21 protein-coding genes are annotated in these 20,504 nt (G+C 61.3%); 5 read left to right on the top strand and 16 right to left on the bottom strand.

Annotated features, from left to right (window positions below; translation table 11 throughout):
- Together PSFL_RS16160 and PSFL_RS16155 are read right to left on the bottom strand one after the other, a co-directional pair.
- Positions 1-594 carry a hypothetical protein gene (locus PSFL_RS16160; RefSeq protein ID WP_057444848.1) on the bottom strand — a complete coding sequence of 198 codons (594 nt, stop codon included), beginning with the start codon at positions 592-594 and terminating at the stop codon, positions 1-3.
- Complete coding sequence (locus PSFL_RS16155; RefSeq protein ID WP_397470268.1) at positions 560-1,300, bottom strand: SURF1 family protein; 741 nt, start codon at positions 1,298-1,300, stop codon at positions 560-562. The genes PSFL_RS16160 and PSFL_RS16155 overlap by 35 nt, the downstream gene beginning before the upstream one ends.
- Positions 1,301-1,385: 85 nt before the next feature.
- On the opposite strand from PSFL_RS16155, the gene PSFL_RS16150 reads away from it, so the two are divergent.
- On the top strand, positions 1,386-1,589 hold the full coding sequence (locus PSFL_RS16150) for a twin transmembrane helix small protein (protein ID WP_017528731.1): 204 nt from the start codon (positions 1,386-1,388) through the stop codon (positions 1,587-1,589).
- 4 nt (positions 1,590-1,593) lie between these two features.
- On the opposite strand, the gene PSFL_RS16145 is transcribed toward PSFL_RS16150, so the two are convergent.
- The 4 genes from PSFL_RS16145 to coxB all read right to left on the bottom strand — a co-directional run bounded on the left by PSFL_RS16145 (position 1,594) and on the right by coxB (position 5,963).
- Entirely contained in the window at positions 1,594-2,481 is an 888-nt protein-coding gene (locus PSFL_RS16145; protein ID WP_252117573.1) for a cytochrome c oxidase subunit 3, read from the bottom strand.
- Between the two features lie 34 nt (positions 2,482-2,515).
- On the bottom strand, positions 2,516-3,067 hold the full coding sequence (locus PSFL_RS16140) for a cytochrome c oxidase assembly protein (RefSeq protein WP_057439257.1): 552 nt from the start codon (positions 3,065-3,067) through the stop codon (positions 2,516-2,518).
- 120 nt (positions 3,068-3,187) lie between these two features.
- Positions 3,188-4,777: a cytochrome c oxidase subunit I gene (gene ctaD / locus PSFL_RS16135; RefSeq protein WP_057439258.1), complete on the bottom strand. Its 1,590-nt coding sequence runs from the start codon at positions 4,775-4,777 to the stop codon at positions 3,188-3,190.
- A 58-nt stretch (positions 4,778-4,835) separates the two neighbouring features.
- A complete protein-coding gene (gene coxB / locus PSFL_RS16130; RefSeq protein ID WP_115127091.1) occupies positions 4,836-5,963 on the bottom strand; it encodes a cytochrome c oxidase subunit II in 1,128 nt (375 codons plus the stop codon).
- A 367-nt stretch (positions 5,964-6,330) separates the two neighbouring features.
- Between coxB and PSFL_RS16125 the strand changes: the two genes are divergently transcribed.
- Positions 6,331-6,978, top strand: coding sequence for a hypothetical protein (locus PSFL_RS16125; RefSeq protein WP_057957897.1), 648 nt, complete (start codon positions 6,331-6,333; stop codon positions 6,976-6,978).
- An 85-nt stretch (positions 6,979-7,063) separates the two neighbouring features.
- On the opposite strand, the gene PSFL_RS16120 is transcribed toward PSFL_RS16125, so the two are convergent.
- The 8 genes from PSFL_RS16120 to prlC all read right to left on the bottom strand — a co-directional run bounded on the left by PSFL_RS16120 (position 7,064) and on the right by prlC (position 17,262).
- Positions 7,064-8,611: a SulP family inorganic anion transporter gene (locus tag PSFL_RS16120; RefSeq protein WP_397470267.1), complete on the bottom strand. Its 1,548-nt coding sequence runs from the start codon at positions 8,609-8,611 to the stop codon at positions 7,064-7,066.
- An 85-nt stretch (positions 8,612-8,696) separates the two neighbouring features.
- Positions 8,697-9,428: a carbonic anhydrase gene (locus PSFL_RS16115; RefSeq protein WP_057439260.1), complete on the bottom strand. Its 732-nt coding sequence runs from the start codon at positions 9,426-9,428 to the stop codon at positions 8,697-8,699.
- Between the two features lie 231 nt (positions 9,429-9,659).
- The gene (locus PSFL_RS16110; protein ID WP_397470266.1) at positions 9,660-10,718 is read right to left on the bottom strand and encodes a PA0069 family radical SAM protein; all 1,059 of its coding nucleotides are present in this window, start codon (positions 10,716-10,718) and stop codon (positions 9,660-9,662) included.
- Between the two features lie 81 nt (positions 10,719-10,799).
- Complete coding sequence (locus PSFL_RS16105) at positions 10,800-12,095, bottom strand: cytochrome c (RefSeq protein WP_200656042.1); 1,296 nt, start codon at positions 12,093-12,095, stop codon at positions 10,800-10,802.
- Positions 12,096-12,107: 12 nt separating this feature from the next.
- Positions 12,108-13,892, bottom strand: a complete 1,785-nt coding sequence (locus PSFL_RS16100; RefSeq protein WP_057957892.1) for a GMC family oxidoreductase — start codon at positions 13,890-13,892, stop codon at positions 12,108-12,110.
- A 2-nt stretch (positions 13,893-13,894) separates the two neighbouring features.
- Entirely contained in the window at positions 13,895-14,647 is a 753-nt protein-coding gene (locus PSFL_RS16095) for a gluconate 2-dehydrogenase subunit 3 family protein (protein ID WP_057439262.1), read from the bottom strand.
- A gap of 291 nt (positions 14,648-14,938) precedes the next feature.
- Positions 14,939-15,214: a YheV family putative zinc ribbon protein gene (locus tag PSFL_RS16090; protein ID WP_057439263.1), complete on the bottom strand. Its 276-nt coding sequence runs from the start codon at positions 15,212-15,214 to the stop codon at positions 14,939-14,941.
- On the bottom strand, positions 15,211-17,262 hold the full coding sequence (gene prlC / locus PSFL_RS16085; protein WP_057439264.1) for an oligopeptidase A: 2,052 nt from the start codon (positions 17,260-17,262) through the stop codon (positions 15,211-15,213). Before prlC ends, PSFL_RS16090 begins: the two co-directional genes overlap by 4 nt.
- Positions 17,263-17,363: 101 nt before the next feature.
- On the opposite strand from prlC, the gene PSFL_RS16080 reads away from it, so the two are divergent.
- Both PSFL_RS16080 and PSFL_RS16075 read left to right on the top strand, forming a co-directional pair.
- On the top strand, positions 17,364-17,906 hold the full coding sequence (locus PSFL_RS16080; RefSeq protein WP_057439265.1) for a gamma carbonic anhydrase family protein: 543 nt from the start codon (positions 17,364-17,366) through the stop codon (positions 17,904-17,906).
- Positions 17,903-18,562: an HAD family hydrolase gene (locus PSFL_RS16075; RefSeq protein WP_397470265.1), complete on the top strand. Its 660-nt coding sequence runs from the start codon at positions 17,903-17,905 to the stop codon at positions 18,560-18,562. Before PSFL_RS16080 ends, PSFL_RS16075 begins: the two co-directional genes overlap by 4 nt.
- An 84-nt stretch (positions 18,563-18,646) precedes the next feature.
- On the opposite strand, the gene PSFL_RS16070 is transcribed toward PSFL_RS16075, so the two are convergent.
- Positions 18,647-19,690, bottom strand: a complete 1,044-nt coding sequence (locus tag PSFL_RS16070; RefSeq protein ID WP_397470264.1) for an aminopeptidase — start codon at positions 19,688-19,690, stop codon at positions 18,647-18,649.
- An 87-nt stretch (positions 19,691-19,777) separates the two neighbouring features.
- Here PSFL_RS16070 and PSFL_RS16065 point away from each other — a divergent pair, with 87 nt between their 5' ends.
- Positions 19,778-20,206, top strand: a complete 429-nt coding sequence (locus PSFL_RS16065) for a hypothetical protein (protein WP_397470263.1) — start codon at positions 19,778-19,780, stop codon at positions 20,204-20,206.
- On the opposite strand, the gene PSFL_RS16060 is transcribed toward PSFL_RS16065, so the two are convergent.
- Complete coding sequence (locus tag PSFL_RS16060; RefSeq protein ID WP_057439267.1) at positions 20,207-20,446, bottom strand: DUF1161 domain-containing protein; 240 nt, start codon at positions 20,444-20,446, stop codon at positions 20,207-20,209.
- Between the last annotated feature and the right edge of the window lie 58 nt (positions 20,447-20,504).

Below are 20,504 nucleotides of genomic sequence, written 5' to 3'. Positions count from 1 at the left end.
TTATCCGATATTCGACAGTTTCAGCAGATGGCGCAGGTCGTTGAGCAGATCCTTGCCCTTGACCCGCGCGTCATAGCGCAGCACCAGGTTGCCGTGGGGGTCAACGATCCACAGTTGCGCATCGCCCGGCGCGGCGGCGTTTTGCTTGAAGGTCGGCAGGTCCAGGGGCAAGCGCCGCAATTGCGGGTATTCGGCTTTGAGCTTGGCCTCGTACGCGGCGCTGACCGGCTGCGCACTGGCCAGGGCATGGCTGGCACGGGACGCATCACGCCCCAGGCCGATCTGCAGTTGGCGCGCGAGGTAGACCAACTGCTGGCATTCGGCGGCGCAGGCCGCGGGTGCGGTCACCAGCAATTGCCAGCGCTCCTCGTCAGCCTGTACGCCGATATCGGCGCGGGTCTGGCCGTTGCCGATCATCTCGCCATGATCACTGCGGTTATCCGGCACCCAGAACTGCCACTTGTACATCAGGGTCGCCAGCACCATCGGGCCGATCACCATCAGCAGGATCAGGATCAGTTGCCAGCGCCCCTTGCTGCGATTGGGCGCCGCTGGCGTGTCAGACATGTTGAGTGGATTCATGGCCGCTCCCATGGTGCTTCTCCCTTGCGTTGTGCCAGCCGAGGTAGAGGTAAAGGCCCAGCAGCGCCAGCGCCATGGCGAACCACTGCACGGCATACCCCACGTGTTTTTCCGGCCCCGTGGCCACCACCGGCCATTGGGTTTCATAGGTCGCCGGGCCCGCTTCGGCCCGTAGTTCAAAGGCAAACCCGCTGCGCTCCAACTCGGCCCACAGCGCCTGCGGGTGCAGCGCCGTCAGCAGGCGCGGCCATTGCGCGGCTGCCGGGTCGGCGTGTAGCTGGAACGTCTCGCCGGGGGCGACATACACCCAGGCGTTGATATTCAAAGGCTGGTCGGGGGTGGTGAAAGCTGGCGGCGTGCGCCGATCCGGCCACGGCAGCCAGCCGCGATTGAGCAACAGCCACTGGCCGCTGGCCTGGTCATGAAAGGGTTGCAGCAACTCGACGCCGGCCTTGCCGTCGCGCATGCGGTTATCCAGCAGCACGCTGTGCCCGGCATCGAACTCCCCGCGCAACTGCACCCGGCGAAAGGCCGGATCAGCCACCGCCGCCAGTTGCGCAACGCTGAGAGGCTGCGCCGCCCGGCGCTCGGCGTAACTCTGGAGCAGCGCCTGTTTTTCCTGGCCACGGGACAACTGCCAAAAGCCCAGGAACACCATCAACGGCAGCAACACCAGCACCACCAGGGTCGGTGCAATCCCGGGGCGAAAGCGTTTCATGGCGTTACCGCGAAGGTCGATGCTGCGCTGGCTATACTGAATCTCATTGCCCGCCCCTCAAAATAAAGAGCCCTGGAGCCTGACCATGCTCAAAGCCGCTATTGCCCTGATGCTGATCGCTACCGTTGTGAGCCTGTTCAGTGGCTTGTTCTTTCTGGTCAAGGACGAAGGCCACTCCAATCGCCTCGTCACCGCCTTGACCGTGCGTGTGGTGCTGGCCGTGATCACCCTGGCACTGATCACCTGGGGGTTCTTCAGCGGCCAGCTGGTTTCCCACGCCCCCTGGTAAGTCGCTACAGCACGTAGACGAAGAAAAACAACCCGATCCACACCACGTCGACAAAGTGCCAATACCAACTGGCCGCTTCGAAACCGAACTGGTGCTCGGCATTGAAATGCCCCTTGAGGATGCGCATCAGCATCACGAACAAAATGATCGTGCCGATGGTCACGTGGGCGCCGTGAAAGCCCGTGAGCATGAAGAACGTCGCGCCATACACCCCGGAACCCAGCGTCAGGCCCAGCTCTTTATAGGCGTGGATATATTCCTCGGCCTGGAAGCCGAGGAACGCCACCCCCAACAACACGGTAATCGCCAGCCAGATCTTCAGCGCGCCGCGATGGCCCTTGCGCAGGGCGTGGTGGGCGATGGTGATGGTCACGCTGGAGCTCACCAGCAAGATGGTGTTGAGCAACGGCAAGCCCCACGGGCTGATGGTGCCTTCCGGCGCCGGGAACAGCTTGGGATCCGGGTTGTTGAGCAGCGGCCAGGCGAACTCGAAGTTTGGCCACAGCATATGGGCAATGCCTTTGGAGCCCTCACCGGCGAGCCACGGCGCCGACATATGCCGCACATAGAACAGCGCGCCAAAGAACGCGATGAAAAACATCACCTCGGAGAAGATGAACCAGGTCATGCCCCAGCGGAACGAGCGGTCCATCTGCGCGCTGTACAAGCCGGCGCGGCTTTCTTTGATCACCGCGCCAAACCAGCCAAACATCATGTAGGCCAGCAGCAGGCTGCCAACGAAAAAGATCAGCGGACCGTGGGATTCCGGGCGGGCCGCCTTAAGGTCGTTGAACCACACACCCAGGCCATACACGGTGATCAACAGCCCAAACGTGGCAATTATTGGCCATTTGCTTTGCGCTGGTACGTAGTACGTATCATGAGTCGACATGTATCCGTTCTCCTAATCGAGCCCGCAGGCACGCCTAGCCGCCGGTATGGACAGCCACGGGCGGTTGGCGCGCAGTGATATCGAACAGCGTGTACGCCAGGGTCAAATGCTTCACATCCTTGGGCATGTCGCGATCGACAATGAAGCGCACCGGCATCTCGATGCGCTCTCCCGGCTGCAGCACTTGCTGGGTGAAGCAAAAACACTCGGTCTTGTGGAAGTACATCGCCGCTTCGGCCGGGGAAATACTCGGGATCGCCTGGGCTGTCATCGGCTTGTCGGTGGGGTTGAAGGCCACGAACACCATCTCGTTGACCGCACCAGGATGGACCACGATTTCGTCGGCCCTGGAGTGGAATTCCCAGACCATATCGATGGCATTGGTCGACAGGAACTGCACCCGTATCTGGCGCGAGGGGTCGACCACCTGCGAGCCCTCGTACTGCCCGGCGGTCTTGCCGTTGATGCCAAACGCTTTGCACATCACGTCGTAGATCGGCACCAGAGCAAAGCCGAAGGCGAACATCGCCAGCACCAGGATGAGCAGGCGCGTGACCAGGCGGTTGAGAGGTACGGAGTCAGCCATGACGCCCACCTGGGCGAGCTGGCTTCGCGATGAGGCCCTCAAGCTCTGCAGGGGTCTTGAGGCCGCCATCGCGCGCAAGCCCGCTCCCACAGGGGATCGGGAGTGTTTTCATGACCGGGTTCATTTGACCTCCGGCGGCGTGGTGAAGGTGTGGTAGGGCGCCGGTGAAGGAATGCTCCACTCCAGCCCTTCGGCGCCATCCCACGGCTTGGCCGGTGCCGGCTGGCCGCCACGGATGCACTTGATCACGATAAACAGGAAGAAGATCTGCGTGGCACCGAACATAAAAGCGCCAATCGACGACACCATGTTGAAGTCGGCGAACTGCAGGTTGTAGTCCGGCACCCGCCGCGGCATCCCGGCCAGCCCCACGAAGTGCATGGGGAAGAACGCCATGTTCATCCCCACGAACGACAGCCAGAAGTGCAGCTTGCCCAGGGTTTCGTCGTACATGTGGCCGGTCCATTTCGGCAGCCAGTAGTAGGCCGAGGCGAAGATCCCGAAGATTGCGCCGGGCACCAGTACGTAATGGAAATGCGCCACCACAAAGTAGGTGTCGTGGTACTGGAAGTCCGCCGGGGCGATGGCCAGCATCAGCCCGGAAAAGCCACCGATGGTGAACAGGATCACAAAGGCCACGGCAAACAGCATCGGTGTCTCAAAGGTCAGCGAGCCTTGCCACATGGTGCTGACCCAGTTGAATACCTTGACCCCGGTGGGCACCGCGATCAGCAGGGTGGCGTACATGAAGAACAACTCGCCCACCAACGGAATGCCCACCACGAACATATGGTGCGCCCACACGATAAACGACAGGAACGCGATACTCGCCGTGGCGTAGACCATCGAGGTGTAGCCAAACAGCGGCTTGCGCGAGAAGGTCGGGATGATCGAGCTGACGGCACCGAAGGCCGGCAGGATCATGATGTACACCTCGGGATGGCCGAAGAACCAGAACACATGCTGGAACAGCACCGGGTCACCGCCGCCAGCGGCGCTGAAGAAGCTGGTGCCGAAGTGGATATCCATCAGCATCATGGTCACGCAACCGGCCAGTACCGGCATCACTGCAATCAGCAAGAAGGCGGTGATCAGCCAGGTCCAGACAAACAGCGGCATCTTCATCAGCGTCATGCCGGGTGCGCGCAGGTTGAGGATGGTCGCGACCACGTTGATCGCGCCCATGATCGAGCTGATGCCCATCAGGTGGATGGCAAAGATAAAGAACGTCACGCTTTCCGGGGCGTAAGTGGTAGAGAGCGGGGCGTAGAAGGTCCAGCCAAAGTTCGGCCCACCGCCCGGGCTGAACAACGTCGAGACCAGCAGCAGGAACGCCGCCGGCAGCAGCCAGAAGCTGAAGTTGTTCATGCGCGGCAGGGCCATGTCCGGTGCGCCGATCATCAGCGGGATCATCCAGTTGGCCAGGCCGACAAACGCCGGCATCACCGCGCCAAACACCATGATCAGGCCATGCATGGTGGTCATCTGGTTGAAGAACGCCGGCTCGACGATCTGCAGGCCCGGCTGGAACAGCTCGGCGCGGATCACCATGGCGAACGAACCACCCAGCAGGAACATGGCGAAGCTGAACCACAGGTACATGGTCCCGATATCTTTGTGGTTGGTAGTCAGCACCCAGCGCATCAAGCCCTTGGCGGGACCGTGGGCGTGGTCAGCGGCATGACCGTGGTCATCAATCACAGTGCTCATGACCGTTCTCCTGCAAGCGGATGGGCGGGGCGGTTCAGGGCATACGCAATGAAGAGGTTCATTTGCTTTCCGCCTGTTTGATGGCCAGCACGTCTTTAGGCGTGACCATGTCGCCTTTGTTGTTACCCCAGGCGTTACGCTCGTAAGTCACGACCGCTGCAATATCGACTTCCGACAGTTGCTTGCCGAAGGCCGCCATCGCTGTACCGGGCTTGCCGTGGTAGACGATGCTCAGGTGGTCTGCCGCCGGTCCAGTGGCGATCTTCGAGCCTTTGAGCGCCGGGAACATCGGCGGCAGGCCCTGGCCTTCGGCCTGGTGACAGGCCACGCAGGCGGTGTGGTAGACCTTGTCGCCACGGGCCACCAGCTCTTCGAGCGTCCACTCTTTAGAGGTCAGCTCCTTGAGCTTGGCAGCTTCCTCCTTGCGCTCGCCGAGCCAGGTGGCGTAGTCGGCCTTGGACTTGACCTCGACCACGATGGGCATGAAGCCGTGGTCTTTGCCGCACAGCTCCGCGCACTGGCCACGGTAGATGCCGGGCTTCTCGACCCGGGTCCAGGCCTCGTTGACGAAGCCGGGGATGGCATCGCGCTTGACCGCAAACGCCGGCACCCACCAGGAGTGGATCACGTCGGCGGCAGTCACCAAGAAGCGCACCTTGGCGCCCACCGGCAGCACCAGCGGCTGGTCGACTTCCAGCAGGTAGTGTTCGCCCTTGGTGGCCTGGTTATGGATCTGCTCGGCGGGGGTGGCCAGGTTGCTGAAGAACTCGACGTCCTGGCCCAGGTATTTGTAGTGCCACTTCCACTGATAGCCGGTGACCTGGATATCGATATCCGACTCACTGCTGTCGTAGATGTTGATCAGGGTCTTGGTCGCCGGAATGGCCATGGCGACGAGGATCAGCAAGGGCACCACGGTCCAGAGAATTTCCACCGTCGTACTTTCGTGGAACTTGGCCGCCACCTGGCCCGTGGAACGTCGATGCATAATCATCGACCAGAACATGGCGCCAAACACGATGATGCCGATCACCACACAGATCCAGAAAATGGTCATGTGCAGGTCGAATACGGCGTGACTGACTTCCGTGGCCCCTGGTGCCATATTCACCGTCCAGGCGGCCTGCGCCTGGCTGAATACTGACCACAAGAGTAAGCCCATCCAAACATGTGGATGTCGCGTCATTGCGGGTTCCCCTTATCGTTCTTGTTATCCCGCCGGTTTGCACCTGCGGCCAAGGGGGCGGCTTCCAAACTGCTTACATCCGCCAAGCCTTGCCTGCCTAATGCAGTCGGGCGTCATCAGCTAATTGCGTACATCCCCGAGTATAGACAGCGACTGCGACCCCGCAATGTGAGGGGGCAAATCAGTGAAAAGAGACGAACGGCGCTGGCCAGCCCGCAGATTGAAGGCCTATCCGACGAACGATGGCGATTCGATATAACAGCGATGCATAACCATGAAATAATTATGACAAATGCATCTTAGGGGCTCGTATAAACGAGCTACCTTATGCAATCCCCTTTCCTACGCCCGTATTACTGGAGCTTTCATGAACACCGCCGCATTGCGCGAGCAGATTTCCCGTGCCCATCAACACGAAGCATCCACCGGCCTGTTGGCTAAACAACTGGACGCACAGTTACCGCACCTGCACTCGGCCATTTCCCTGGCCGAGGGTGATCGTAACGCGGTGATGACACGTTTCGTCAGCGCCTACATCGCCCAGGTCCCGGACCTGCTGGATGCCGCCAACGACGTGGCCCGGGAAGCCGGAATTGAAAGCCAGATCAAGCCGGTGCTGAAAATTGCCGAGCACTTCTTTCTGCAGCCACCCGCGATCCTGGCCGCCCATGAAGGCCTGAACGGCCTGCTGGACGAGGCCTACCTGGCCCATCGGCTGGTGGAAGAAGTCAACGATCTGTATATCAAGCATTTCGGCCAGCCCTTGATTCCGGCGGACACCACCGTTGCCAACGTGATTGCCCACCAGTTGATCGGCGAAGATTTCGCCAATCAACTGGACGAAGCCGTGCACCTGGCGGTGGATGAAATGCTCAATGAAGAGAGCTTCGCCCTGGAGTCCGTCGAGGCCTATCGCGAGCAGCTCAAGAGCCCGGCAACGGAAGCCGCTTGGAAACGCTGGCCGTGCCTGTCGCGCCAGTTGGGTGTGGAGTTGGAGCTGGATCAGCCGGCCTGAGTTTTCCTGCCAGGCGTAGAACAAATGTGGGAGCGGGCAAGTCGAATCGTCGCACCGCCGCGCCCACATTTTTTATCCGGTTTCGTCAGCCCACTGACGGGGCCGAACCAATCCGCGTCGTGGTACGTATCCGCCCTTCCAATCGACGCTTCAACCCCCGCGCCTCGATCACCAACTTCGAACCCTTCGCCGCATTGGCCCGCCCCCATTCCTCCAGCAACTCCAGACACGAATGGTCCACGTAGCTCAGGTTATTGAGCGGCACATGCACGGTGGTCCCCGCCGGCACGGTCGCCAGCACCTGGGTCAATGCAGGCACCTTGAGAAAGGTCGCCGCCCCCACCAGTCGCAACTCCATTTCACCGTCCTCGGGCAGGTCGACCAGGCTGAGTTTCAAGCGTGATGCCTTCCACGCCAGTTTCACCAGGGTCAGGCCGAAGCCCACCAGCACGCCCGTCAGCAAGTCGGTAAAGATGATCGCCAGGGCCGTGGCCGCGTAGGTGAACATCGGCATCCGGCCATAGCGCCCCAGGCCACGGAACGCCTTGAGGTCCACCAGCTTGATCCCGGTGTACACCAGCACACCCGCCAGGCTCGCCACCGGAATGCTCTGCAGCACGCTCGACAGCAGCAACACAAAGGCCAGCAGCCAGAGACCGTGGAACATCGCCGACAAACGCGTGGTCGCTCCCGCCTGGACGTTGGCCGAGCTGCGCACAATCACACCGGTCATGGGCAATGCGCCCACCAGGCCGCACAGCATGTTGCCTACACCCTGGGCGGATAATTCCTTGTCGAAGTCCGAGCGTTGGCCGTTATGCATGCGGTCCACTGCTGCCGCCGAGAGCAGAGTTTCGGCACTGGCAATAAAGGCCACCGCGAAGGCCGCGATCAACAGGTTGGGGTCGGCCAGGTTCAACAGGTCGCTGGGGCGCAGCCAATCAATTGCGTCGGCAAGGTTTTCTGGCACCTCAACGCGCTTGACCTGCAAGGCCAGCGCCAGGCTGGTCGCGGTCGCCAGGCCCACGCCGAGCAATGCCCCCGGCACAAAACGCAGTTTTTGCGGGCGAAACCGGTCCCACAACCACATCACCAGCATGGTCGCCAGGCCCAGCAGACCGGCTTGCCAACCGAGCCCGCCACCCAGGCTGGGAATGGCCTGGGCCACTGCGGCGGGAAAGCCGGCGAGGTTATCCAGCCCGGAGGGTTTGGGCGCCCCATCGAGCATCACGTGGACCTGCGACAGGACAATCAACACTCCGATCCCCGCCAGCATGCCGTAGACCACCGCCGGCGCCGTCACCCGGAACCAGCAGCCCAGGCGCAGGCGCCCGGCCACCAGTTGTAGGAAGCCGGCCAACAACAGGATCGGCCCGAGCATCAGCATGCCGTGCTGGCGCACCAGTTCGAACACCAACACCGCCAAGCCGGCCGCCGGCCCGCTGACTTGCAGGGGCGAGCCGGCCAGCCAGCCCACCACCAGGCCACCAATGATCCCGGTAAGCAGGCCCTTGGCCGGGGGCATGCCCGAGGCAATGGCGATCCCCATGCACAAGGGCAAGGCCACCAGAAACACCACCACCGAAGCCAACAGCTCCCGTGGCAGCACTGTTTTTAATTGAGCTGCACGCATGATGACTCTCCCGAGGCATTCGCCGGGCGAGGCAAGGCCTGGCTGCATCCATGGCAGCCATCGCATTACCCGGCAGGGGATTGTTTTAGAAGCGCGCTTTGGGCGTCGCCGAAGGGATCGGTCCGGAACCGCTCAACGGCCGGAATGTGGCCTGATCCGCGTCGTAGGCTTTGATTTCACTGGTCTCGATGTTGTAGATCCAGCCATGGATAAACAAATGACCATTGGCCATGCGCGATGCCACGGAGGGGTGGGTGCGCAAGTGTTGCAACTGGGCGATGACGTTTTCTTCGGTCAGCACCTGCATGCTTTCGCCTTCGTTGGCGCAATCACAGTTGTCCTGGACCATGGTCTTGGCGACCTCGGCGTGGCGCAGCCAGGCTTTGACCGTGGGCATTTTTTCCAGGCTCTGGGGGTTGAGCACTGCCCGCATGGCGCCACAATCGGAGTGGCCGCAGACAATAATGTGCTGCACGCCAAGCGCCAGCACCGCGTACTCGATGGCCGTGGACACACCGCCGTTCATCTGCCCATAAGGCGGCACGACGTTACCTACGTTACGGGTCACGAACAGATCGCCCGGGGAGCTCTGGGTGATCAGTTCCGGAACAATGCGCGAGTCGGCACAGGTGATAAACATCGCCCGTGGGCTCTGGGCCGTGGCGAGCTTCTTGAAGAGCGCTTCCTGCTGGGGGAAGACCTCATTATGGAAATGCAAAAAACCATCAACAATGTGCTGCAGCGCTGCATCGGCGGACTCCGCCTCGTGAGGGGCTGAAGCCGACGCAGCCAACGGCTGTTTATCCTTGTCACTCATGATTCATCCTCGTGGTTGGGGCAGGAGAGTCTTGTAGTTGAGGTCGACGCGCGATCACCGGGAAACAACACATGGAAACCACCCAGCCAGTGCCGCCGACCCACCAGTCACTTGATGAACAAGGTACCTGCCGAAACTTAACTCAAACTGAATCAACCGCTCTATCTCGCGGGTTTCAGTGATGTCAAAACGCGACCACCCTGGCCGGGCAACACGCGCTTTTGTATCAGTCTACAACAAAGCCAGCTGCCTGCCGGGCGGACAGAATGCACTGCAATCAAGATTAAACCCTTCCCGACGATTGAGCCCCAAGCGCTTGATCGCCTTGGCAAATCGTTGCGCCAGCAAATCGGCAAACGGCCCCTCACCGCGCATGCGCATACCGAAGCGGCTGTCATAGACTTCCCCGCCACGTACCTGGCGGACCAGGCTCATCACATGGGCCGCTCGCTGCGGATAATGGGCCGCCAGCCATTCCTCGAACAGCGGCGCTACTTCAAGGGGCAGGCGCAGCATCATATAGGCCGCACTCTGCGCCCCGGCGGCATGGGCTTCGGCCAGCAGGCTTTCCAGTTCACTGTCGTTGATCATCGGAATCATTGGCGAACACAGCACACCCACCGAGATGCCCGCCTCGCGCATTACCCGGATCGCCCGCAGCCGCGCCTTGGGCGCCGCCGCACGGGGCTCGAGGATGCGCTTGAGTTCATCGTCCAGGCTGGTGAGGCTGATCATCACCGCCACCAGCCGCTGGCGGGCCAGCTCCGTGAGCAGGTCAAGGTCACGCAGGATCAACGACCCCTTGGTCACGATAGTCACCGGGTGGCGATAGCGCAGCAGCACTTCCAGGGTTTGCCGGGTGATCTGGTATTCACGTTCGATGGGTTGATACGGGTCCGTATTGGAGCCCAAATTGATCGGCGCGCACACATAGCCGGGCTTGGACAATTGTTGCTCCAGCACCTGGGCGGCGTTGCTCTTGGCGATCAGCTTGGTTTCAAAGTCCAGGCCCGGGGACATGTCCCAATAGGCATGGCTGGGCCGCGCATAACAATAGATACAACCGTGCTCACACCCCCTGTAAGGGTTGATGGAGCGGTCAAACGGCAGGTCCGGCGAGGTGTTGCGGGTGATGATGGTCGTCGCCGTCTCGATGCGCACTTCGGTGCCCTGGGTCGGCGGTACTTCCTGATACCAACCGTCGTCCTCGGCCACACTGACCGTGGGCGCAAAGCGATTGTGCAGGTTGGTGGCGGTGCCTCGCCCGCGCGGCGGCAGAGGAGTGGACATACAAGCGCCTCGATACTGTTTTTATATACAGTATCGAGGCGCAGCGTCTCTGACCAGTGCCGTTGGGCGGCAAAGGCTGAATCAGTGACTCGTCACTTGCCCCAGATCGTCGCCCGAGGTGGTGTGTTTATCGCTTTTGCGCAGGTCGGCCACGTCGCCAGCCTTCACCGGCGCGCCCTGGTTACCCCAGCTGCCACGGATAAAACTCACCACATCCGCTACTTCCTGATCCGACAGGCGCCAGGCAAAGGCCGGCATGGTGAAGGTGGAAGGCGCGGCGTGAGTGGCCGGCAGGGTTCCGCCATTCAAAACAATGTTGATCAACGATGTGGCATCCGCCGTCTGCAACACCGGATTACCCGCCAGCGCCGGGAACACCCGGGTATAGCCATGACCATCGGTACGATGGCAGGCCGCGCAGTTGTCGATGTACACCGCCGCGCCCGGCCGGCTGTCATCGCCCTTCCACAGCGCCTCGGCCACCTGCTTGTCGTATTGGTGCGGCTGATCCTTGGGGTCGACTGCCGGCAGGCTCTTGAGGTAACGGGCGATAGCGGTCAGGTCGTCTTCAGACATGTACTGCATGCTGTGGACTACAACGTCGCTCATGCCCCCAAACACCGCGCTGCGATCACTGCGGCCGGTCTTGAGAAACTGCACCAGCTGCTCTTCGCTCCAACTGCCCAGGCCATCCTTGTGGTCACCGCGCAGGCTTTTGGCGATCCAGCCTTCCAGCGGCGCACTGCCCGACAGGAACGCAGAACCTTCAGACGCGCTCAGGGCCTTTTCCTGCATGGTCAGAGCGCGCGGGGTGTGGCAGGCGCCACAGTGGCCGAGACCTTCCACCAGGTAGGCGCCACGGCTGATTATCGGGTCGGCATCGGCCGGGGCCTGGTAGTCGGCCACCTCGGGTGCGAACATCCAGCGCCATGCGGCCAGGGGCCAGCGCATGCTCAAGGGCCAGGGAATGTCGCTGTCCTGGTTCGGCTGGGCGACCGGCTCCACCCCTTTCATGAAGTACGCATACAGCGCCTGCATATCGGTTTCGCTGACGCGAGCGTAAGACGGGTAGGGCATCGCCGGGTAAAGGGTACTACCGCTTTTGGCGACGCCATGGCGCACGGCCTTGTCGAAGTCTTCAAAGCTGTAGTCCCCCAGGCCGGTTTTGTCCGGGGTGATGTTGGTGGAGTAGATCACGCCGATCGGGGTTTCCATCGGCAGGCCACCGGCAAACGGCTTGCCGCCCTTGGCGGTGTGGCAGGCCACGCAGTCACCGGCGCGGGCCAGGTATTCGCCTTGTTTGATCAGATCAGTTTCAGCCGCGCTCACCGAGCAACTGCTGAACAGGGCCAGGGTCGCGATAACAAATGCTTTCATGGTCGTCGCTCCTTATGCCTGAACCAGCGGGCCGGGGTTTTTCAGGTACTGCTCGCGAATCGCCCGGGCCGACCAATAGGTCAGCGCCGCCACCAGGCCCGTAGGGTTGTAGCCCAGGCCTTGTGGGAAAGCAGATGCACCTGGGACAAACACGTTGTGCACATCCCAGCACTGCAGGTAGCGGTTCAACGCACTGGTCTTCGGGTCGGTCCCCATGATCGCGCCACCGTTGAGGTGGGTGGTCTGGTAGGACGCGGTGTTGAAGTGATCGCCGACCTTCTTGCCGAGCACGGCAATCGCCTTGGGGTTCATCGCTTCGGCGATCTTGCCCATTTTTTCGACCATGAAGCGGTTCATCTTGATGTCGTTTTCCTGCCAGTCGAAGGTCATGCGCAGCAGCGGCAGGCCGTAGGCATCACGGTAAACCGGGTCCAGATCGAGGTAGTTGCCCCGGTAGGATTGATGGGCGCCGTGGGCGTCCATCGACACCTGGTGGGTGTAGTAATCGGCGGTGGCGCGCTTCCACGCACTGCCCCAGGCCGGCGTGCCCGGCGGGTTGGAGGTGCCGGCAATCGGCCGGCTGCCCGCCTGGTTGACCCACATCGGCGAGCCGCCGACGAAGCCATGGGGACCATGGTCGAAGTTATCGGCGTTGAAATCGTCCACCGCCACGCCATTGCCGCCAGCGCCGATGAAGTTGTTGGTATGCACGTCTTTGTCGAAGTAGGCCTTGATGGTGGCCATGTTCTGGTAGGCGAAGTTCTTGCCCACCACCCCTTCGCCCGTGATCGGGTCGTAGGGCTTGCCGATGCCCGAGAGCAGCATCAGGCGCACGTTGTGGAACTGGAAGGCGCCAAGAATCACCAGGTCCGCCGGTTGCTCGATCTCCCGGCCCTGGGCGTCGATATAGGTCACGCCAGTGGCTTTACGCTTGGTGCTGTCGAGATTGACCTTGAGCACGTGGGAATTTGGCCGCAGCTCAAAGTTCGGCACCTGGCGCAGAGCCGGCAGGATGTTCACGTTGGGCGATGCCTTGGAGTACATGTAGCAGACATACCCGCTGCAAAAACCACAGAAGTTGCACGGCCCCATCTGCGCACCATAGGGGTTGGTGTAGGGCCCCGAGGTATTGGCCGAAGGCAGGTTGTAGGGCTTATAGCCCACGGCGTTGGCCGCGTGCTGGAACAACTGCGCCGAGTAGGTGTTTTTCTGCGACTCCAGTGGGAAATGGCTGGAGCGATCCGGCGCATAAGGGTTGCCGCCCTTGCCTTCACCCACCAGTTGGCCTTTGACGGTCCAGGCCTGGCCGGAGGTGCCGAAGACTTTTTCGGCGTAGTCAAAGAACGGCTCCAGCTCTTCGTAGCTGACGCCGAAGTCCTGGATGGTCATGTCCTTGGGAATGAAATTTTTGCCGTAGCGCTCTTCGTAGTGGCTGCGCATGCGCAATTCGATGGGGTCCACCCGGAAATGCACACCCGACCAGTGCAGGCCCGCGCCGCCTACGCCGTTACCCGGCAGGAAGGCGCCCAACTGACGGTTGGGCAGGGCAATGTCATTCACGCTATGGCGAATGGTCACGGTTTCCTTGGAGATGTCCTGGAACAGCTTTTTGCGCACGCTGTAGGTCAGTTCGTCGATCACCTGTGGGTAATTACCGTCCGGGTAGGTGTCCTGCATCGGGCCGCGCTCCAGCGCTACCACGTGCAAGCCGGCTTCGGTCAGTTCCTTGGCCATGATCGCGCCTGTCCAGCCGAAGCCGACGATAACCGCATCCACTTTCTTCATGATGGTCGCCACGTTTATGCCCTCTCGCCGCGGATGGAAACAGCCGGGAAGGGGTATTGCTCGTTGCGTTCAACCCAATCCATGAAATCGGCGCGGGCGCCGGGGAAGCCGATCATGGTCCAGCCGACCATGCCTTTGTTGCCGCCGTGGATCGGGTCGCAGAAGAACCCTTCCTTGGTGTTTTGCAGCAACAAATTGAAGAAAATCTTCGGCGGGACCGCCGCGAAATGCTCGCCGGTTTCGGCACCGCCCGCCTCCAGGCGACGCAGCAAATCATCCTGGGTAGCGCTGTCTTGCCCAGCAAATGTTTTACCGTTGAACGCTTTCGACCAGGAATCCGTGGCGGCAATACCCAGGCGATAGATCTCCTTGGGCACCAGTTTGCTCTGCCAGCCCATCTCGGGCGGGGCGTCGGCATTGAACGGGCCTTGCATAAACCACAGGGCGCCACTGGCGTAGGGGGTGTTCATCTGCCGGTCGATATATTCCGGCGCGCCGGCTTCCAAAGCGCCTGGGCCTTGGGCATCAGCAGGGATCAAACGCGCGACGGCGGCGTTGATAAAGGCCCACTCCTCAGCGGTGAAGTAGCTCGGCTCGTAGGCCTTTTCGCTCGCGGGCGCGCTGGCCGGGCTGGCCTGGGCAGGTTCGGGCGTGGCCATCAGCATCGAGCCGCCAAGGCCAGTGCTGGCAACCGTGACCACCGGGATCAAGGTCAAGGATTTGCGCAAAAAGTCACGCCGGGGGTTGTCTCGATCTTGATCAGACATGGTGGCACCTCATCATGTGGTCACGGGTTTGAGCAGTCGCTTCATGGAGCGGCTTGTCGTTTTGGATGTAATCAATGGTTACAAATGATAGCAGGCTAAGGAATGAGAGAACCGTTTCAGCCAGGAAAATCGAGAAATGCGCGCAAAAAAATGTGGGAGCAGGCTCATGTAGGAGCTGGCTTGCCTGCGATGCAGACGCCTCGGTGTATCAGTGACACCGAGGTGATGCTATCGCAGGCAAGCCTGCTCCTACACAAGCCTGTTCCCACAGGTTGGACGGAGTAAGGCCCGTCAGTCTTTTTTCAGCTTCGGATTAGGGAAGAACTGCACCGCCTGCACCTTGGGGTCCGCCGGCGCTTTCAACGCCGAGGTATTGACCCGCGTGCCCAATTCCTTGGGCACCGACAAACCCTGGTCGTTGAGCGTGTCGGTATAGCCGCAGGCCACGCATTCGCGATGGGGCACATTGTCTTCGGTCCACATCTTCAACTTGTCCGGCTCGCTGCACGCCGGGCACACGGCCCCGGCGATAAATTGCTTTTTGGTGATCACAGGCCCGTCACTCATGCTGCTGCGTCCTCACTCAGGCCGCTGTGGCGCAAGAGTGCGTCAATCGACGGTGCGCGTCCGCGGAAGTCGACGAACAGCACCATCGGCGCCTGGGAACCGCCACGGGCCAGGATCGCCTCGCGGAACGCCCGGCCAGTCTCGGCATTGAGCACGCCGTCTTCTTCGAACTTGGAGAAGGCATCCGCCGACAACACTTCGGCCCACTTGTAGCTGTAGTACCCCGCCGCGTAACCGCCGGCGAAGATATGCGCGAAGCTGTTGGGGAAGCGGTTGTAGGCCGGAGGACGCATCACCGACACTTCGTCGCGCACGCCTTCGAGCACCTGCGCCACGCTGCGGCCATCGCCGTGGGTAGCGTGCAGCTCAAAGTCGAACAGCGAGAATTCCAGTTGGCGCACCATCATCAGGCCGGACTGGAAGTTCTTCGCCGCGAGCATTTTTTGCAGCAGGTCCTGGGGCAATGCTTCGCCACTTTCATAGTGACCGGAAATCAGCGCCAGGCCTTCCGGCTCCCAGCACCAGTTCTCCATAAACTGGCTCGGCAACTCCACCGCATCCCAGGCCACACCGTTGATACCGGACACGCCCGCGTGTTCGACGCGGGTCAGCAGGTGGTGCAGGCCGTGACCGAATTCGTGGAACAGGGTGGTGACTTCATCGTGGGTCAGCAGGGCAGGCTTGCCGCTGTCGGCCGGGGTGAAGTTGCACACCAGGTTGGCCACCGGGCTTTGCAGCACACCCTCGGCGGTACGCCGACGATCACGGGCGCCGTCCATCCAGGCACCGCCACGCTTGTTGGCGCGGGCATACAGGTCGAAGAAGAAGCGGCCGACGTGCTGGCCGTTTTCCTTGATTTCGAACAGGCGGACATCCGGGTGCCAGGTATCGAAGCCTTTCTGCTCGGCGATCTCGATGCCATACAGGCGCTGGACGATGGCAAACAGCCCGCCCAGCACTTTGTCGATCGGGAAGTAGGCGCGCAGGGCTTCCTGGGACACGCTGTAGCGCTGTTCACGCAGTTTTTCACCGTAGAAACCGCTGTCCCAGCTTTGCAGGTCGGCGCAGCCTTGTTCGGCAGCGTAGGCCTTGAGCTGCTGCAGGTCCTGGGTGGCAAATGGCTTGCTGCGCTTGGCCAGGTCACGTAGGAAACTCAGTACCTGGTCGCTGGATTCGGCCATTTTGGTGGCCAGGCTCAGTTCGGAGAAAGAGGCGAAGCCAAGCAGTTGGGCCAATTCCTGACGCAGGTCGAGGATCTGTTCCATCACCGGGCCGTTGTCGTTCTGACCGGCATTCGGGCCCTGGTCCGACGCGCGGGTGCAGTAGGCCGCGTAGATTTCTTCACGCAGGGCGCGGTCGTGGGCGTAGGTCATCACCGCGTAGTAGCTGGGGAATTCCAGGCTGATCAGCCAGCCGTCGAGGCCTTTAGCCTGGGCCGCAGCAGCCATTTGCGCTTTGGCTGAGTCGGTCAGGCCGGCCAGGGTGGCTTCGTCGGTGACGTGCTTGGTCCAGGCCTGGGTGGCGTCGAGCAATTGATTGGAGAACTTGCTGCCCAGTTCGGAGAGTTTGCTCTGCACCTCGGCATAGCGCTTCTGCTGCTCAGGCGGCAGGTCGATACCCGACAGGCGGAAGTCGCGCAGCGCGTGCTCCAGAATGGTTTTTTGCGCCACGTCGAAACCGGCCGCTTCCGGGCTGTTGGCCAGGGCTTCGAAGGCCTGGAACAGCTCGCGGTTCTGGCCCATCTCGGTGGAATAGGCGCTCAATGCCGGCAGGCAGGCCTCATAGGCTTCGCGCAGTTCGGCGCTGTTGCACACGGCATTGAGGTGGCTGACCGGGCTCCAGGCCGCGCCCAGGCGGTCGTTGAGTTCATCCATGGCCAGGACCAGGCCGGCCCAGGTCGGATTTTTTCCCTGGCTTTGCAGGATGCCTTCGATGGCGACGCGGTTGTCGGCCAGGATCTGTTCGATGGCCGGTTGGACGTGCTCGGCACGGATCGCCGAGAACGGCGGCAGGTCGTAGGACTGCAAAAGAGGGTTGTTCGCGCTCACGGTTGGCACCTTGGCTGAAGAAACAGGTAAGACAAAGATGGGGCCATCTTAATTACAATCAACGTCCACCGCAGCTATCAACCAAACAGAGAGAGGCTATCGTGACCCTTCGCACCTATCAGAATCACACGCCAACCCTCGGCGCCGGGGCTTTCGTCGATGCTTCGGCGGTGGTGATCGGCGATGTCGAAATCGGCGCCGACAGCTCGGTCTGGCCGCTGACGGTGATTCGCGGCGACATGCACCGTATCCGCATCGGCGCGCGCACCAGCGTGCAGGATGGCTGCGTGCTGCACATTACCCACGCCGGCCCGTTCAATCCTGACGGTTTCCCGTTGCTGATCGGTGACGACGTGACCATCGCCCACAAGGTCATGCTGCATGGCTGTACCGTCGGCAGTCGCATCCTGATCGGCATGGGCAGCATTGTGATGGACGGCGCGGTGGTTGAAGACGATGTGATCATCGGTGCCGGCAGCCTGGTGCCGCCGGGCAAGAAACTTGAAAGCGGTTTTTTGTATGTGGGCAGCCCGGTTAAACAAGTTCGTGCGCTTTCTGACAAGGAACGCGCCTTTTTCACCTATAGCGCCGCGAACTACGTGAAGCTCAAGGACCTGCACCTGGCAGAGGGATTCGACCAATGACCCTGGATTACCAGACGGTTTTATTTGACCTGGACGGCACCCTGACCGACCCACGGGAAGGCATCACCCGCTCGATCCAATACGCCTTGGCCAAGCTGGGCATTGATGAGCCGGACCTGACCAAGCTCGAACACTTTATCGGCCCGCCGTTGCTGCAGGCCTTTATGCAGTTCTACGATTTCGACGAGACCCGGGCGTGGCAGGCGGTGAATTTCTATCGCGAACGCTTCAAGGTCACCGGGCTCTATGAAAACCGGGTATTCGACGGGGTCATGCCATTGCTGGAAGCGTTGAATGGCCAGGGTCGCCAGCTGTATGTGGCCACCTCCAAACCGTGGGAATTTGCCCGGGAGATCGCCCGGCATTTCGATTTCGCCAAGCACTTCAAGGTGATCTACGGCAGTGAGCTGGACGGCACGCGCACCAACAAGGTCGAACTGATCGCCCACTTGATGCACGAGGAAGGGCTGGACCCGGCCAGTACCTTGATGATCGGCGACCGTAAGCACGACCTGATCGGCGCACGTAGCAATGGCCTGGATGCAGCGGCGGTAGGGTATGGGTTTGGCAGTTTTGCAGAGTTGAGTGCCGAAGCGCCGCGCTGGCATTTTGAGACGCTGGACGAGATGCATCAGGCGTTTTTGCGGCGGGCTTGAGACCGCTATCGCGGGCAAGCCCGCTCCCACATTGGCGGTGTTCACACATCAACATGTGGCAGCTGGCTTGCCTGCGATGGGGCCCTAAAGGTCACGCCCCTCCAACTGCCGCAACGCCAATTTGCGCTGCTCCACCGGCAAGCGCCCCAACTGCTCAACGGCACCGTAGAACCTCAGCCAATCCCCACCCTCGCGGCGGAACAACGCCGCAAACGCCGGCACCCACTGGTCATACAGCCCAAACGGCAACAACCGCGCATTGTTCATCGGCTGATTGATCCAGGCGTCATAACGCTTGTCGCCGCCCCACTGGCTATCGCGCATCTGCCGATAATCACTGCGCAAGCGCTCGAACTCGGCGGCCTTGGCCTGGCGCATGGCATCGGCGGCCAACGGCTGCGCATACAGGCGCTCCAGGCGGCTGCGGGTGTCGAGGATCAACTGGATAAACTGGTCGCGCTGCTTCAAGGTCGATTCGCTCGCAGGCGCCAGGCCACGGGCCGCGCGCCATTGCCGGGTGCCTTCCTGCTCGACGAAGGTGGCAAACGACTCATTGAACTCGGTGTCGTCCTTCACATAAAAGCGCTGGTGCGCCAGCTCGTGAAAAATCACCGTGGCCAGGCGCTCTTCACCCCAGCGCATCATCGAACTCATGATCGGGTCATCGAACCAGCCGAGGGTGGAATAGGCCTCGACCCCGCCAATCGACACATCCATGCCACGCAGTTGCAACAACGCCGCCTCGCCCCGCGCCGTACCCTGAGTGTAATAACCACGGTAGGCCACACATCCGGCAATCGGGAAGCAATGGTTCTGGGGTAACAAAGAAAATTCTGATGTAGCGAAGACATTCCAGACGACATACGGCCGGCCGATATCGGCATACAGGCGATAGCTCTGATTGTCAGGCAGGTGCAACTGTTGGCTGGCGAAGGTGCGCGCCTTCTGGGAGTGCGCCAAATGCTCACGCAACACTTGCGGGCGCGTCGGATCGGCAATCACTTCGGCCACCGGCTGCCGCGCCTGCAGTAACTGCCATTGGCCGCTGGCCAGCTGGCTGTAGTAGCTGACACTGGAGCAACCGCCGAGCCACAGGCACGTCAGCCCCGCCAAGAAACGCCACACCATGTCAAACCGCTCCAGAGTCATTGGCCCGCCAGACTAACTGGCCGGCAGGGGTTATGCTCATACCATTCCTACGGTTGAGTGCCCACTATGCGTCAGCTCCTGCTTCCCTTGGCGGCGATTTTTCTCAGCGCCTGTGCCTCCGCGCCAATCCCTCCCGCCGACCCGCAACAGGCCTGGGTCGATTTCGCCACGCCGACGCCGGGCGCCAAGCTGGTCATGGCGCAACGCCTGGACGGCAAGGCCCTGGACGATGGGCGCTACTTCCAGGTGCCAGCGGGCAGCCATGAGTTGATGGTGCGTTTTGATTTTGAAGTGTATGCCGGGGCGGGCCTGGGTGGCGGGCTGAACGAGCCCCAGGAGCGCACCTGTTTTATCACCCTGCAATACGACCAGTTCCAGGCCGGCCAACGCTACCGCCTGGAAGGGCGTTCGCTGGGCTTTACCCCGAACATCCGGCTGTATGACGCCCAGCGTCAGTTGCTGGCCGAGGAACGCAGCATCAACTGCATTCCCTGATCAGTCATCGTTGCGCTGGTAGATGATGCGCTTGGTGCCGTTTTCGCAGGAGCCGACGATCATGGCTTCGTCATGATTCTTGGCTTCTTCGGCGGTGATGATTTCCAGGGTGTAGGACGGGATTGCCTTGGCCTGTAGGCCGACTTCAATCTCTTTCCTGAGCTCTTCACAGTCTTTCGGCGCGGCCATTGCCGATGTGGCCAAAACACCGCAGATAATCGCCAAGGCAAAACGTTTCATGTGTGAAGCTCCCTAAATGCGCTGCGCACGGGTGTGCGCCAAAGGCTGCATGGGTATG

Origin of the sequence: Pseudomonas sp. DD1 (assembly GCF_044510355.1) — a bacterium.
GTDB classification, from domain to species: Bacteria; Pseudomonadota; Gammaproteobacteria; order Pseudomonadales; family Pseudomonadaceae; genus Aquipseudomonas; species Aquipseudomonas shahriarae.
This window is presented reverse-complemented; position numbering and strand designations above follow the sequence as displayed.